Source organism: Bacillus sp. N13C7, from assembly GCF_026790065.1.
Lineage (GTDB): Bacteria > Bacillota > Bacilli > Bacillales > Bacillaceae > Bacillus.
The window spans coordinates 300-13475 of the sequence record NZ_JALAMO010000032.1 but is presented as its reverse complement, the minus strand read 5'-3'; the positions used below and the strand labels follow the sequence as shown (position 1 = coordinate 13475).

The window sequence follows — 13176 nt, the reverse complement described above, 5'->3', positions numbered from 1 at the left end:
CATCTTATGGGGTCAGTCCCTCATGAGGCGCGTTTTTTATGAAACTGACAATTCTTTATAGCCTAACTTGTGAACGGCTTCAGCCATCGCTTGATAGCCCTTGCTGTTCGGATGGACACCGTCAAAGGATAGGTATTCCTGTTCTTTGCCTTTGAAAATGCTGTAGGCATCCGCAATTTTGACATGGGGTTCTGATGCTAGTGTTTCTAAATGTGAATTAAAAGATGTGACCCATTTGCCGGCGATGCCAATGTCGGGAAACGGATTGTATAAGTTAAACACACGGATGGCGTACGGGGACGGGTTTGCTCCTTTAATTTCAGCGATTTTGGCTATCATCTTTTCAAAATTCTCATGGCAATGGGCAGATGCATGGCTGAAGATCGTTTCATCCTTAGAGGTTTGATAGGCTAAGACTGAATCGATAAGATCATTTCCGCATCCAGTAATCGTGATCATGTCTGCGCCTCTTAGACATTTTTGTACAAAGGGGTATGACAGGAGCCCCAGAATTTCTTCTGTATTAAGGCCTGATTTGGCAAAGATGGATATTGCCGTTTCTGTTTTCAAGTCGGCTTCCATCATATGTCCGAACCGCTGGACGAAGCCGGGAGAAAACAGCCCCGAACCTCTTCCTGTCGTTAAAGAATCCCCCAGTGCTGTATATTGAAGCACCATGTTCTTTCCTCCACTCTTAAACGTCGATACGTTAATGTACGCAGCGGAGAAAAGATCGGCTACTTATGAATACCCTATTTTTCTGGAAATCTGTAAAGCGGCGCCCTTCACCTTTTCGGTTAAATAAGGAAGCCTGTCTTCTGTAAATCTTGCTTCTAAGCCTGCAATACTGATGCTGGCTGCCACCTGTCGCTTATGGTTAAAGATCGGAGCACCGATCGCAGCCGTATAATTTTCAAGCTCTGAATAGCTTACGGTATAACCATTTTTCAAAGAGGCATCAATCTCCTGCAGCAGTTTGTCCGGATCGGTAATCGTCCCAGACCCGATAGAAATGAGCTCTGTTTGTTTGATGTATGTTTCGATTTCTTCACGGGGAAGAAAAGACAAAATGCTTCTGGCACACGCTCCCGCATACAGAGGAGAACGCCTGCCGATCGCCGTATACAGCCGCACAGTATGCGTCCCTTCTATTTTCTCAACGTATATTGCTTCATTGCCGTCCCTCATGATCAATTGCACGGCCTCATCCACTTCCCGGCACAGCTCTTCCATCACCGGTTTCGCTATTTTTCTGATATCCAGCCTTTCAGCGACAAGCTGGCCGAATTCCAAAAACACCAGCCCCAGCGAATAAGCGCCGGACGGATCCCGATTGAGGAACCCCATTTCCTCCAAGGAGCTGACCATCCGGTGAACAGAGGTTTTCGGCATGCCTGACATCGACACGAGTTCACTTAAGGTAAGGCTGGGTTCATGCAAAAACAAATTAAGCAGACCCATAGATTTGACTACGGTTTTGTTTTTATTCTGCATCATTCATCCCCTTTGTTATGTCAGCCATTCCATCTTCATTCTCGTTGTCAGTTCTTTAATATGCTGCTCCCGTTCAATGGCGAGCGCTTCCGCTTCCTGAAGGGACACAGGCTCAAACTGAATATGCTCGCCCGGCATGATTTGCGAGACAGTCGGTAGATCAGCGGATATGATGTGCGCGATCCTCGGATAGCCGCCGGTCGTTTGCCGGTCTGCAAGCAGGATAATCGGGTTGCCGTCAGGCGGCACCTGTACTGTTCCAAACGAAACCGCTTCCGACACCATTTCAAGCGGCGCCTTCAGTTCGAGCGGTTCACCTTTGAGCCTGTAGCCCATACGGTCGGATTGCGGCGTGACACGAAACGCCTCTTCATAAAAACGCGTTTTCGATTCTTCAGTGAAGTAGCTGAATTGTTTTCCTTCGAGCACCCGAATGACGGGATTCTTTTTCAATGGCAGAAACCTGCCGCGGCTGACTGACCATTTCGGCGCTGCAAATCCCTGCTTTCCAAGCTGCAGGCTTAATCGGGAAAGGATGGCCTGCGAAAGAAATGACATTTCTCCAATGGGCAGCTCATCTTCCTTTTGAAGCGCTCTGCCATGATGTCCGCCGATGCCCGCTCTGACGTACGTGCTTTTGCTTTCCATGACGGACGGCACATCGATGCCGCCGGCTGCCGCTAAATAAGCACGGCTGCCGAGTTTGCAGGGCCCAAAGGTAACCGTGCTGTTTTCCTTGACGAGCACAGGCTTCCATAAAGGCGCTTCCTCGTCATTAATACGCAGCGTGAAGTCCGCCCCTGTCACCGCAATCAGCGTCTTTTCTGAAACATAAAACGATGGACCGGGCCCCATCATTGTCATTTCAAGACCAGCTTCATTTTCGCTATTGCCAATCAGCAGATTGGCAATACGCAGTGAAACCGTGTCCATGGCGCCGCTTGCCAGAACGCCGTATTTTTGATAACCCGTTCTGCCTATATCCTGAACCGTTGTGAGCAGCCCGGGCTTTAACACTTTCATGCTCAATTGGACTCCTCCTTATAGGCGTGGTAGTCTTCTTCTGAGATGCGTACGAATTTTACAGTGTCTCCCGCCCGCAGTAAGGTCGGCGGGTTTTCCTGCGGCCGGAAAAGAGCCAGCGGTGTTTTGCCGATCAGCTGCCAGCCGCCCGGCGTCGAAATCGGGTAAACGCCTGTCTGCAATCCTGCAATTCCGACTGATCCAGCGGGAATCGACGGTCTAGGCGATGATTTTCTTGGAGCGGCGATGCGTTTTGACATCCCGCCTAAAAAAGGAAAACCAGGAGCAAAGCCTAGCATATACACCACATATTCCCCGCTTGTATGAATATCAATAACTTCCTCTGGTGACAGGTGATTGATCTTCGCCACTTCTTCTAAATCAGGCCCGAATTCACCGCCATAGCAGACGGGAATGTCTACAATACGGCGGGTGTTTTCATAGTCAGCGGCTATTCCTTTCAGCCGCTCTCCGATATCATGTTTCACCTTCTCAAAAGGCGAGCTTATCCCTTGAGGCAAATGCTTGTACACTTCATACATATCATAAAATACGGTTAGACTTGTAAAAGCCGGGATACATTCAATGAATCCCGGAAATGGCTGTTCTTCTATATAAGCGGCCGCGGCATGGACAATGCCGTTGACCTGTTCATTGATTTCTTCTCCGAATCGGATCATCATTGCAGAATCACCGAGCTGTTCGATTTGATATCGTACAGTCATCTTTCTCACCTCTTTTAATTCTCGTTCATCAGGATGACGAGAGGTTACAGCACCGCAAGCGACTCGTCTCGAATATCTGTGATGAGCATATGCCCCGGCGCATGTGTGATGACCATTTCAGGCTTTACATTCATAGCCACGGCTTGCGGTGTCACCCCGCATGCCCAAAAAACAGGAACCTCGCCTTCATGAATGGAAACGGCATCTCCGAAATCCGGTTTGTCCAGATCGCGAATGCCGATTGACCCCGGATTGCCGATATGGATCGGCCCTCCGTGGACAGCCGGAAAACGCGAGGTCACTTGTGCAGCTCGTACAACCTGACGTTCTGGAACAGGTCTCATGCTGACAACCATTTTTCCTTGGAACGCGCCCGCCGGAACACAATCAATATTCGTTTTATACATCGGGACGTTTGTTCCCTCATCAATATGCCGGACAGCTATTCCATTGTTGATCAGCGCCTGTTCAAAAGAGAAACTGCATCCGATCAGAAAGCCGACAAAGTCATCCTCCCAGTATGGCGTGATATCAGCTGCTTCTTCCGTTAAGATACCGTGCCTGTAAATACGGTATTTCGGAAAGTCCGTTCTGATATCAGCATCCGGCGCAGCCAGAGACGGCACAGGCGAACCTGCTTCAGTCACATCCAGCACGGGGCAGGGCTTTTGATTTCGCTGGCAAAACAGCAGAAAATCAAAAGCAAGGTCCTTTTTCAAAACCACAAGATTCGCTTGGGCGTAGCCGCCGGACATGCCTGCGGTCGGCCCGTTTATTTTCCCCTCTCGTATCAGGGCGCGTACATCCTTTGGCGCCATTTTGTTTAATTGCTCCACTTATATCAGCTCCACAATTGAGGAAGTTGTGTACATAACGTGTAGATTCCCATAACTGCCATTACAATCACTACAAGCGCGCCTGTGCTTGTCAGCCAAAGCGGATGCTTATAATCACCGACAATGTTTTTCTTGTAGGCGGCAACAAGCAGCGTTCCGAGCGCAATCGGCAAAATCAAGCCGTTCAGAGATCCGACCAGCACGAGAATTTTCGCAGGCTGTCCGATTGTGACAAAAGCTAACGTAGAAATGACGATAAATCCGATAATAATGCCGCGTGAATTCTTTTCAATTTTTGGAGAAAAGGTTTTGAAAAACGAAACAGATGTATAGGCTGCCCCGATAACAGACGTAATCGCCGCAGACCACATGATCAACCCGAAAATTTTGTAACCGACATTTCCAGCAGCCAGTTTAAAGACAGAGGCAGCCGGGTTGCTTTCATCAATGTGCAGGCCTTTTGACACAACGCCAAGCACTGCAAGGAAAAGAGCGATCCGCATGACGGAAGTAATCAAAATGCCGACAACCGAACTTTTTGTCACCTGCGGGATGGATTCCTTCCCTTTAATCCCGGCATCCAGCAAACGGTGTCCCCCGGCAAATGTGATATAACCGCCAACGGTTCCGCCCACTAGGGTGACAATAGCAAATATGCTGATGTGTTCCGGGACGAATGTATTTGCGACGGCCTGTCCGACCGGAGGAGCTGTCGTCGCCGCAACGTAGACCGTTAAAATAATCATCACGAACCCCGCGATTTGCGTAAAACGGTCCATCGCTTTTCCTGCTTCCTTGATGACAAAAATCAAAATGGCGATAACGGCACTGATTAAGGCGCCTGTTTCAGGTGTAATGCCGAACAGCACCTGAAGCCCCAGCCCGGCCCCTCCGATATTCCCAATATTAAAAGCTAGTCCGCCAAGCACGACGAGAATGGCGATGAAATACCCCAATCCGGGAAGCACCATATTCGCAATTTCCTGACCTCGTTTTCCAGAAACTGCGATGATGCGCCACACATTGGTTTGGGCGAAAATATCTAAAATAATAGAGATTAAGATGACAAAACCGAAGCTTGCTGCGAGTGTGTTTGTGAATGTTGCGGTTTGGGTGAGGAAACCCGGTCCGATTGCTGATGTCGCCATTAAAAAGGCGGCGCCCATCAGCAATGACCAGCTGCCCGCTTTTTTTCCTGCTGTCTTTTTCTGCTGCTCCATCTATTGCTCCTCCTTTATGTTTTACTTCTGTGCTGAAATAGCGGTTACATCAATTCCTGCCGCTTTGAGCTCTTTTCTGATTTTTTGCGCAAATGTCAGCGCATGGGCTCCGTCTCCGTGGATGCAAACCGTATCTGCTTTTAAGGACACATCATGTCCTTGCTGAGATTTGACCGCCCCTTCTTTCACCATTTTGATGACCTGAGTGACGGCGGCATCATCACTTTCAATGAGTGCGTCCGGCTGGGAACGCGGTGTCAGCGTGCCGTCCGATTGGTATGTTCTGTCGGCGAACACTTCATTTGCGGTCTGAAGTCCGATCCGTTCTCCCGCTTTTACAAGCTCGCTCTCAGCAAGACCGAAAAGAATCAGGCCGGGATCAACCTTATAGACAGCTTTTGCGATAGCATCCGACAGTTTTTGATCGACTGCCGCCATATTGTATAAAGCGCCATGCGGCTTGACGTGCTGCATGTGAAGTCCCTCTGCTTTTAGAAAGCCAGAGAGCGCGCCAATTTGATAAACGACAAGGTCATACGCTTCATCAGGTGAAATCGCCATATTGCGGCGGCCGAAGCCGAGTAAATCCGGCAAACCAGGATGGGCGCCGATTTTTACGCCTTTTTCTGCTGCAAGCGCAACAGTTTTCCTCATGACACCAGGATCTCCAGCATGAAATCCGCATGCAATGTTCGCTGATGTGACATACTCTAAAATATCTTGGTCAAGGCCTATCTTGTAGGCTCCGAAGCTTTCCCCTAAATCACAGTTCAAATCAACCTGAAACACAGAATCCCTCCTGCCAAAGCAAACGATATGCTTTATGTATTTATTGTTCCGAAATTCGGAATGACTATTCCGAATTTTTGAACTTTATATCATTATAATTCACTCATATCAGTTTGTGAAATACTTTTGTCAGAAAACCTACCATGGTCCCAGAAGAAAACCTGCCAAACTAAAAAAAGAGAGTCCATCTTAGGACTCTCTTTTTTATAGTACCCAATGGCGAATCGCTTTAGCGACACCATCCTCTATATTTGTATCCGTAATCCAATCTGCCGTTTCTTTCACAACGTCTTGCGCATTGCCCATTGCAACGCCCAGACCCGCTTCTTTAATCATCGCGATATCATTGAGGCTGTCGCCCATCGCCATTACATTTTCCAACGTAAAGCCGAGTTTTTCAGACACCTTCGCAAGGGCCGCCGCTTTGTTGATGCCGAGCGCATTGACCTCAATGTTTGTCGGGCTTGAATTTGTGATTTCAAGCTCTTTGTTTTTTCTCAGCTCCTCCAGCACGTCGTTTCGGATGTCATCATCCTCAATGTCAAAGCCGAATTTGAGCCATTCGTGATCCGTGATGTTTTCCGGAAACTCGCCTCTCCATACTTTATTCACCGTAGAAGCCCAGAAATTGGTGTTGTGCTTGTTCCGCAAATCCCACATCATTTGAATATGATCCGTATGGAGCAGCTTACGTTCCACCAAATTAAAATTCGAATCCCAGATTTCGCTGCCGTTTGCTGTAATTAAAAAGGATGACAACTTCAGCGATTCCGCCAGCTCCCGGCACGTCATCAGCGTCCGGCCCGTGCTGATCACCACATGCACGCCTTTATCCTCGGCTTCGCGAATGGCTTTGCGGTTTTCATCCGAGATCAGCTGCTCGTCATTCAGCAGCGTTCCATCCATATCAATGGCAATCAGCTTGATATCCACATCTTCTCTTTGAACAGACATATATGTACCTCTCTTTATCTTTTTGTTGTGCTTCTCTCTATTCTAATACATTATACCCAGCGGGACAAAAAAGCGATTTCTATGTTTGAGGTGAACTGATAAGAGGAAAACAAACGGTGAGGTGATGAAGCATGACAGAAAGAAAACAGCAAAACAAACCAAACGAAAATCCCGAGCACAACGACTTAACCGATCCGATTCCGAATGAAGAGCTGAAGGAAAATATGAATGATGAAAAACACAAACGACAGCAAAGAGATGACTCTCAAAGCGAACGGGATTACGACACAAAATAGAACCCCTCACAAAACATTGTGAAGGGTTTTTTTCATTTTTCAATATAGATGCCGATGTCTGCTTCAGCAACAGGCTGCTCTCCTACTGACGCCTTGGCATATCCGAACACAAACCCGCGCCGGTTGCGCGTGACTTCAAACATTAGATCAAGCCTGTCACCGGGCACAGCCGCTCCAAGCTTTTCTGCTTTCTTCACCGAAGACAATAATCCCAAGCTGTTCTCATCTGTAATCTCTGTAAAAGCAGCAGTTTGCGCAAGCGCTTCAATCACAAGTGAAAACGGCATTTCTGTTTGTGTGGCAGTAATAAACCAGTCGTTCTCACCGACCAGTTTATAAGCGGTTGCATGTTTGCCGGGCTGGCTTTCCGTCACGCCATCAATCAATAAAAACGGATAGCGGTGAGGCAAAGAAAAAGCGTTCATTCGATATCTCCTTTTTTTGACCATTATATATCAGCCTAAAGCGTAACGATAGGATATAATGGAAAAAACAGAAAAGGAGGCTGTGATGTCCCCAAGACCGCTTGTTATTCTTGTCCACGAAATATACGGTGTAAACAGCCATATAAAAGGATCGACCGCTGATGAAAATGGCTGGATATCATGTATTGACGCCGAACCAACTTGACGAGGATGAAGGCTACACCCTGCAAGTGGAAAAAACGGCAGTGGAAAAGGAACTCCGCCCGGTTTCATCAGATTTTTTGTGAACACCCGGTGCGGTTTTGGTGCCGTCATATGCTCCATATTATTATTGCATTGAGTTTTATTTTGCCTGTCTCATCTCACCGAATGGATAATAGACGAGAGATTCAGTACCGATGATGTCGCCCTCAGAAGGCATCCCCATTCCATTTCTGCTATCCAGTGAATTGAGACGGTTATCTCCCATTACAAAATATTTACCGGCAGGAACCTCAACCTCGAAGTCACCCGTTAAGGTTACACCCGATTCTTTGATCTCTTGTTGTTGTTCCTTTAAGTACGGTTCTTCCACCTTTTTATCATTTATGTATAGCTGATCATTCTTCATTTTAATGCTGTCGCGAGGCAAACCGATTAAGCGTTTGACAAATGAGCGTCCGCTTTTTTTGTCATGAATGACTATGATGTCGCCCCTGTGGAACCCGCCAGTCCATTTGACTGATTTGTCAACCAGAATTCTTTCCGAGTCTTTAAGCGTTGGCTCCATCGATGCGCCTTCAACGAGAAATGGCTTGTAAAACACCAGCCTGACCGTAAAAATGAGAGCTGCGATTATAACGATACTGAGTACAACAATCCATTTGATTTTTATTTTTTTCTTTGACGTAATTGTTTTTGCATTCAATTTCCTTCACCCGATGCTTTCCTTAGAATCCTAAATCATTATACAGTATTTGGATCTGCTTGGTTAGACTTTTGTGTGGAAATATTCGTAAGGAAACGGACAGGCCGGGGCAGCCATTCACCCCGGCCTGTTTTATCAGAGCTTTCTTAAACGTGCACAAATTTCATCAGTGACCTCAGCCGTTTTGCTGCGTCCGCCAATATCGCGAGTTTTGATGCCGTCAGCCGTTACTTGTTCCATCACATCGAGAATCTTTGCCCCCAGCTCTTCCTCTCCGAAATGGTCAAGCATCAGCTTCGCTGTCCAAATTTGGCCGATTGGATTGGCAAGACCCTGACCGGCAATGTCGGGAGCTGAGCCGTGAACCGGTTCGAACATGGACGGGTATTTGCCGTCCGGATTGATGTTCGCAGACGGCGCAATGCCGATGCTTCCCATCAGGCTTGAGCTGATGTCGGTTAAAATATCACCGAACAGGTTGCTCGCCACAATGACATCAAACGTTTCCGGACGCGTCACAAAAAAAGCGGCCAGCGCATCAATATGCTGGGATGACGTTTCAATCTCGCTGTAATCAGCAGCAGTCTGCTGAAAAACTTCATCCCAAAACGGCATTGCGTGATAAATGCCATTAGACTTTGTGGCGCTTGTCACATGGCCGCGCCGTTTTTTCGCCAATTCGAAGGCAAAGCGCATGACTCGTTCCGTCGCTTTTCTTGTAAACACAGCATTCTGGATGGCGATTTCATCACCGCCCCTGTGTATGCGTCCGCCAACCTCACTGTATTCACCTTCACTGTTCTCGCGAATCACCACAAGGTCAAAATCATTTGGATGCAAAAGCGGCGATGTAATGCCCGCCATTTGTTTGGCAGGTCTCATATTTATGGAAAGCTCAAGCTCTCTCCGGATTTTCAGCAGCAGCCCCCACAACGAAATATGATCGGGAACCAGCTGCGGGTTTCCGACCGCCCCCAAGAAAATCGCTTCGAATTGCGTTAGCGTATGTATTCCGTCTTCAGGCATCATTTCGCCGTGTTCCATGTAATAATCACAGCTCCATGGAAAAGCCGTAAATGAGAATGACAAACCTCCGTGAACCTCAGCAGCTGTATGAAGCACTTTCTCAGCAGCAGCCACAACCTCTTTTCCCACTCCATCTCCCGGTATTGCCGCAATCTCGAATTGTTTCATCGTCATTCTCCTCCCCCTGTTTTCGTAAGCGTTTTCTATTATACTAGATTGCGAGATGGTAAAAAAAGCCCGTGACGTTCTGTCACGGGTCGGTTATTGATTGAGTTTTTTTAAAACGATGGCATGAAGCGGTTCATGAGACTGAATGCCGCATACCTCTTGAAGCACGCCGCTGTATCCTTTTTCTTCGATCAGCGCTTGCAGTTCAACCGCTTCAGGGTCACCGGTGAAGTCGAAGCGCAGGGCTGCGGCAATCCCTTCCGCCAGAGCATTCGGCTCTTTTATTTTCTTTGCCGGGCCCACAAGTCTATCATTCGCCCCCAGTTTTCTGAGAGGCGATCTTGCCACGCGGGTCACATCGTCCGTAATGAATGGATTTTCAAAGCGTCCGATGATTTTTTTGATATATTGTTCGTGTTCAGTTTGCTTAAAGCCATACGTTTTGACGAGATAGTCACCGGTTTCAAGCAGCGCCGAATAAACGACACGGCGGATTTCAGGATGGTCAATTGCTTCTTTGACCGTTTTCAGTCCGCGCTGATAGCCGACATACGCTGTCACTGCGTGTCCGGTATTGACCGTAAATAGCTTCCGTTCGATGTACGGCGTTAAATCATCAACAAACAGCGCACCGTTTATAACTGGTGTTTTCCCTTTAAAGCCTGATTCATCAATGACCCATTCAAAAAATGGTTCAACTGATACTTTCAGCGGGTCTTCATGATGCTGAACCGGCACGATCCGGTCAACGGCAGAATTCGGAAAACCGACCGTTTCACTGACAGATTTCTGCTCTGCTTCCGTTAAGTGGCTGTATATCTCTTTCTTTAAGAAGCTGCTGCCACCGATCATATTTTCGCAGGCGATGATGTTTAGTGTGCTTGCAGAACTTCTACGTCTTAAACCTTCTGCGATAGATGGAGCAATCAGCTTTAACACATTCGGGCCAACCGCCGTTGTAATAAGCGCCGCCTCATTAATCAGCCGATACAGCTCCTCCAGCTGACTGCCGCTGTTGATGGCGCTGACCGGGCCAATCACCTCTGATGAATGGCCCTCTGCAGCGAGCTCCACTGTGTATTCCTGCTTTTCATTAAGGAGGCTGACCATCGTATCGTTCACATCTGCAAATACCACATCATAGCCGGAGTGGTGAAGCAGCGCGCCGATAAACCCCCTCCCGATATTTCCCGCACCGAAATGTAAGGCGATCATGTCAGTTCACCTCGTTGAAAATAGCGATCAAATCTTCTTCGCTTTTAGCAGAGATCAGGCGTTCAATGTTTTCTTCTTCTGAGCAGATAATCGCGATGTTAGACAAAATGTCTAAATGCTCATTATTTTTCCCTGCGATGCCGAATACCACTTTTGCCGTGTTGCCTTCCCCGTACTCGACACCGTCTGGAATTTGTATGATTGAGATGCCAGAGTGAAGAACCTCGCTTTTGGCTTCCTCTGTGCCATGCGGGATCGCAATGAAATTCCCCATAAACGTAGAAGATGTTTCTTCGCGTTCAAACATTTTGCCAATGTAATCTTCTGTCACATAGCCGTTGTCAATCAGCGTCTGACCTGCCAATTTGATGGCTTCTTCTTTTGATGATACCGTTTGATTGAGTTTAATATTTTCCTTTGCGAGCACTTGCATGAGTATCACTCTCTTTCTTTAAAATTACTTTTTCAGCTTTTCAATCAGCTCGTCGTATTTCGGGCTGTTTAAGAAGTTATCCACTGATATATGCGTAGCGTTTGGCAGCTTGGCTTTCGCGCGATCTGTTAAGTCTTTGTGGGTGATGACAATATCCGCATCGCTTGGAAGATTGTTAATGGCCGTGTTGGTCACACTGATGTCAAGCTCCGCCTTTTTCACTTTGTTTCTTAAGATGGATGCCCCCATGGCGCTTGATCCCATTCCTGCATCACACGCAAAGATAATCTTGTTTACACTTTCAGGAGACAGCTCAGACGCTTCCTCAGCTTTTGCTTGTTCTGCCTCTAAAGCAGCGGCAGCTTGGCTTTTCTTCCCCTTCATGGACTGCATTTTTTCTGTTGCGGCAGCGAGGTCTTCTTCACTTGCTTTTGAAGATTTCAGGATCACTGCTGATACGATAAACGAAACAGCGGCAGCGACCAATACACCCGCCAATACGCCTAAGTAGCCTCCTCTTGGCGTCATCGCCATCAATGCGATAATGCTTCCCGGCGACGATGCGGCGACGAGTCCGGCATTAAAGATCGTGAATGTTAAGAGTCCGCTTGCTCCGCCGGCAATGGCCGCCAGAATCAAGGCCGGTTTCATCAAAATGTACGGGAAGTAAATCTCATGAATCCCGCCGAAGAAATGAATGATCGCAGCTCCAGGAGCCGTAGATTTTGAAGAACCTTTGCCAAAGAACATGTACGCCAGCAAAATGCCGAGCCCCGGTCCAGGGTTTGCTTCTACTAAGAACAGAATCGATTTTCCCGTTTGGGCAGCCTGCTCGATTCCGATTGGACTTAAGATTCCATGGTTAATGGCGTTATTGAGGAACAACACTTTCGCCGGTTCCACAAAAACGCTGGCTACAGGCAGTAAATTCGCGTGTACAATGACTTCCACACCAGCCGCCAGCAGTTTGTTTAACGTCAGGACAACCGGGCCGATGGCGTAAAACGCGAGAATCGTCAAAGCTGCGCCGACAATCCCTGCCGTAAAGTTGTTGATGAGCATTTCAAAGCCTTGTTTGACTTTATCCTTGAACAATTTATCAGTCTGTTTAATGAGGTATCCGCCAAGCGGTCCCATAATCATTGCACCTAAAAACATCGGAATATCCGACCCGACAATCACCCCGATTGCCGCTGTCGCCCCGACGACTCCGCCGCGGTGGTCGTAAATCATTTTTCCGCCTGTATACGCTATCAAAAGCGGCAGTAAATACGTGATCATCGGGCTGACAAGTGTATTCAGCTGTTCATTCGGAAACCATCCCGCCGGAATAAACAGCGCGGTAATGATGCCCCACGCGATAAACGCACCGATATTCGGCATGATCATTCCGCTCAAATAACTGCCGAAGCGCTGCACTTTCACTTTCATGCCGCCTTGCTGCTGTTCTTGCTGCATATATAAACCCTCCCTGTTTTTGTTTGTCGCATAAGATGTAAAAAGATTTTCAGAGAATCATTGCTTCCCTATGCCTCTATGTTAAAACGCTTACAGTCCCTATACAATTGAAAGTAAAGAGGACTTTGGCACATGAGTGTGACAATTTTTTAAAAATAAAAAGGCCACTGGTATTGATATTATCCCCAACACTTTCAGCACTATACC

General features: G+C 47.5%; 15 protein-coding genes and 1 pseudogene. 2 read left to right on the top strand and 14 right to left on the bottom strand.

The genetic code is table 11. The annotated features are described in order from the left end of the window. Window positions 1–36 precede the first annotated feature (36 nt). From MOB98_RS20680 to MOB98_RS20645, 8 genes are all read right to left on the bottom strand, one after another. Complete coding sequence (locus MOB98_RS20680) at window positions 37–678, bottom strand: SGNH/GDSL hydrolase family protein (RefSeq protein ID WP_268359376.1); 642 nt, start codon at window positions 676–678, stop codon at window positions 37–39. Window positions 679–741: 63 nt separating this feature from the next. Continuing rightward, a complete protein-coding gene (locus MOB98_RS20675) occupies window positions 742–1494 on the bottom strand; it encodes an IclR family transcriptional regulator (protein ID WP_268359374.1) in 753 nt (250 codons plus the stop codon). Window positions 1495–1509: 15 nt separating this feature from the next. Beyond that, complete coding sequence (locus MOB98_RS20670; RefSeq protein WP_268359380.1) at window positions 1510–2517, bottom strand: biotin-dependent carboxyltransferase family protein; 1008 nt, start codon at window positions 2515–2517, stop codon at window positions 1510–1512. A gap of 2 nt (window positions 2518–2519) precedes the next feature. Next, the gene (pxpB, locus tag MOB98_RS20665; protein ID WP_268359372.1) at window positions 2520–3242 is read right to left on the bottom strand and encodes a 5-oxoprolinase subunit PxpB; all 723 of its coding nucleotides are present in this window, start codon (window positions 3240–3242) and stop codon (window positions 2520–2522) included. A gap of 44 nt (window positions 3243–3286) precedes the next feature. After that, window positions 3287–4060 carry a putative hydro-lyase gene (locus MOB98_RS20660; RefSeq protein ID WP_268359378.1) on the bottom strand — a complete coding sequence of 258 codons (774 nt, stop codon included), beginning with the start codon at window positions 4058–4060 and terminating at the stop codon, window positions 3287–3289. Window positions 4061–4083: 23 nt separating this feature from the next. Further along, complete coding sequence (locus MOB98_RS20655) at window positions 4084–5298, bottom strand: NRAMP family divalent metal transporter (RefSeq protein WP_268359370.1); 1215 nt, start codon at window positions 5296–5298, stop codon at window positions 4084–4086. 21 nt (window positions 5299–5319) lie between these two features. Further along, window positions 5320–6087 carry a 5-oxoprolinase subunit PpxA gene (gene pxpA, locus MOB98_RS20650; RefSeq protein ID WP_268359368.1) on the bottom strand — a complete coding sequence of 256 codons (768 nt, stop codon included), beginning with the start codon at window positions 6085–6087 and terminating at the stop codon, window positions 5320–5322. A gap of 204 nt (window positions 6088–6291) precedes the next feature. Further along, window positions 6292–7041 carry a phosphoglycolate phosphatase gene (locus MOB98_RS20645; protein ID WP_268359366.1) on the bottom strand — a complete coding sequence of 250 codons (750 nt, stop codon included), beginning with the start codon at window positions 7039–7041 and terminating at the stop codon, window positions 6292–6294. 131 nt (window positions 7042–7172) lie between these two features. Here MOB98_RS20645 and MOB98_RS20640 point away from each other — a divergent pair, with 131 nt between their 5' ends. Then, on the top strand, window positions 7173–7337 hold the full coding sequence (locus MOB98_RS20640) for a hypothetical protein (RefSeq protein WP_061186203.1): 165 nt from the start codon (window positions 7173–7175) through the stop codon (window positions 7335–7337). 32 nt (window positions 7338–7369) lie between these two features. Here MOB98_RS20640 and MOB98_RS20635 read toward each other — a convergent pair whose 3' ends face one another. Continuing rightward, a complete protein-coding gene (locus MOB98_RS20635; RefSeq protein WP_268359364.1) occupies window positions 7370–7762 on the bottom strand; it encodes a 3-hydroxyacyl-ACP dehydratase FabZ family protein in 393 nt (130 codons plus the stop codon). Between the two features lie 85 nt (window positions 7763–7847). On the opposite strand from MOB98_RS20635, the pseudogene MOB98_RS20630 reads away from it, so the two are divergent. After that, window positions 7848–8016, top strand: a pseudogene (locus tag MOB98_RS20630) (dienelactone hydrolase family protein); the annotation flags it as partial. A gap of 89 nt (window positions 8017–8105) precedes the next feature. On the opposite strand, the gene sipU reads toward MOB98_RS20630, so the two are convergent. The 5 genes from sipU to MOB98_RS20605 form a co-directional block, all read right to left on the bottom strand. Next, window positions 8106–8669, bottom strand: coding sequence for a signal peptidase I sipU (gene sipU, locus MOB98_RS20625; RefSeq protein ID WP_268359363.1), 564 nt, complete (start codon window positions 8667–8669; stop codon window positions 8106–8108). Between the two features lie 135 nt (window positions 8670–8804). After that, window positions 8805–9869: a tartrate dehydrogenase gene (locus tag MOB98_RS20620; RefSeq protein WP_268359361.1), complete on the bottom strand. Its 1065-nt coding sequence runs from the start codon at window positions 9867–9869 to the stop codon at window positions 8805–8807. An 87-nt stretch (window positions 9870–9956) separates the two neighbouring features. Continuing rightward, entirely contained in the window at window positions 9957–11078 is a 1122-nt protein-coding gene (locus MOB98_RS20615) for a mannitol-1-phosphate 5-dehydrogenase (RefSeq protein WP_268359359.1), read from the bottom strand. A 1-nt stretch (window position 11079) separates the two neighbouring features. After that, window positions 11080–11511 (bottom strand): PTS sugar transporter subunit IIA, encoded by a 432-nt coding sequence (locus tag MOB98_RS20610; RefSeq protein WP_100275830.1) that lies wholly within the window; start codon window positions 11509–11511, stop codon window positions 11080–11082. 24 nt (window positions 11512–11535) lie between these two features. Beyond that, on the bottom strand, window positions 11536–12969 hold the full coding sequence (locus tag MOB98_RS20605; RefSeq protein ID WP_268359357.1) for a PTS mannitol transporter subunit IICB: 1434 nt from the start codon (window positions 12967–12969) through the stop codon (window positions 11536–11538). Between the last annotated feature and the right edge of the window lie 207 nt (window positions 12970–13176).